The organism is Streptomyces sp. SM1 (genome assembly GCF_002910825.1).
GTDB lineage: Bacteria > Actinomycetota > Actinomycetes > Streptomycetales > Streptomycetaceae > Streptomyces > Streptomyces okerensis.
This window is the reverse complement of record NZ_NEUB01000568.1, coordinates 1-1,734: the sequence shown is the minus strand read 5'-3', so window position 1 is coordinate 1,734 and position 1,734 is coordinate 1. Positions and strand designations below refer to the sequence as shown.

Annotated in this window: 1 pseudogene; it reads right to left on the bottom strand. The window is 67.7% G+C overall.

Annotated elements, in window-relative coordinates:
- Positions 1-1,680: pseudogene (locus tag B9S61_RS13820) on the bottom strand (ISAzo13 family transposase); the annotation flags it as partial.
- Between the last annotated feature and the right edge of the window lie 54 nt (positions 1,681-1,734).

The following is a 1,734-nucleotide window of genomic DNA, read 5'->3' as shown; positions in this document are numbered from 1 at the left end:
GGGCTTGTATCTGAATAACTGTCAGAGTTGACCTGTTTCGTGGACTTCGTCGGGCAGGTGGGCTCGGAGCTGTTCCAGGGTGCGAGCCGGCGATCCAGGCAGCGGTGTGACGACGACGCGGTGCAGGTCCAGGAGTCGGTGCCCGTCCTGGAACTGGTTGGAGAGGTTCGTGCGGGTGACGCCCAGCAGCTCCGCTAGAAGGGTGCTGGTGATCGCCCTGCGGCGGCGCAACAGCGCCGCCAGGAGGCGGTGGTAGTGATCCAGGCTGCTGGTCTGCGGGTGGAGGTAACTGCGCGGACGGTGGAAGCGTCGTTGGAAGGCCGCCTCGGCCATGGCGTCCCAGTACGGCTCCGAGACTGCCACCAGGCGTTCGAAGTCGGACCGCGGCATGCCGGTCAGGGCCGGATCGCTGAGCATTGTGGTCAGGACGGGATCGATCCCCCGGCCGGTAGCCGGTGCCTGTGGCGTTCGGGGCAGGACGGGGGCCAGGGTGTAGTTCCAGTCTCCGTGGAACGCGGCGGGCGTGATCGGCAGGGCCTTGAACTCGGCAGGGGTGACGGTCGTGCCCAGGAGGTAGCTGCCGGTGTCCAGCTCGGCGCCGATGGTCAGTCCGGTGCGGGTGCTCGTCGCAGCGATGGTCTCGATGACGACTTGGTAGCTGGTCAGCGGTCGGCCTCGCCAATTCGCGGTGATGTGGCAGAACATCCGGTGTTCGATTTTGTTCCATTTCGACGTGCCCGGCGGAAAGTGACAGACCGTAATCTCCAGTCCGCTCTCCAGCGCGAAGGCAGCCAAGTGCTTTTTCCAGGTCCAGCGGCGGGGATCGTTCGAGCCGCCGGCGTCGGCGGTGATCAGCAAGCGGGTCGCGTCGGGGTGGTGCACCCGCCCGCGACGCTGCCACCAGCGGCGTATGGACTCCACCGCGAACTCGGAGGTGTCGTGGTCGGTCCCGACGTTGACCCAGCCGGTGTTGGTGGCGGTGTCGTAGATCCCGTAGGGGATGACGACGGGCTGGTCGCTGGTGGTGAAGGTGTGGCAGTCGACCTTGATCGGGTCCTTGCCCGGCCGCCAGGTACGGCCGGGCCGGTCGCGGTTGCCGAGCCATTCCTTGGCTTTCGTGTCGACGCTGATCACCGGCTGCTTGTCGTCGAGGAAGGCGGTGGCCGTGGCGTTCAGGTGGGCGAACTGGGCATCGCGGTCCGGGTGACTGGCACCCTCGGTGGTCTTGACGGTGCCCTGCAGGCTGTATCCGAGGCCGCGCAGCAGGCGCCCGACGGTCGCGGCACTGACCGGATGGCCCTGCGACGTGAGGGTCGAGGCCAGGACCCGCAGCGACAGGGTGGTCCATCGCAACGGGGAGACGGGATCGCCCCGGGTGTGCGGCTCGATCAGCGCCTCCAGTGCCGCCAGCAGACCGGGGTCGGTGACCGTCAACGGCTTGCGGCCGGCCCCCGGAGCACGGACCCGCCTCGTCGGCACCGGGTCCCCGGCCAACTCGGTGACGCCACGCGCGACGGTCGCGGTACTGGTCCCGGAGGCGACAGCGACCAGGGTGATCCCGCCGTGGCCGATGGCCGCAGCCTCACTGGCCAAGTAGAGCCGACGGCGGCGCTCATCGAGATGCGGCAGGATCCGGGCGAACTTGGCCCGTAAGGCAGTGACGAGCGGACGCACAGTCATGGTCCACCATCCCACCAACTCATGCTTAACAAGCACTAATTGAGATACAAGCCC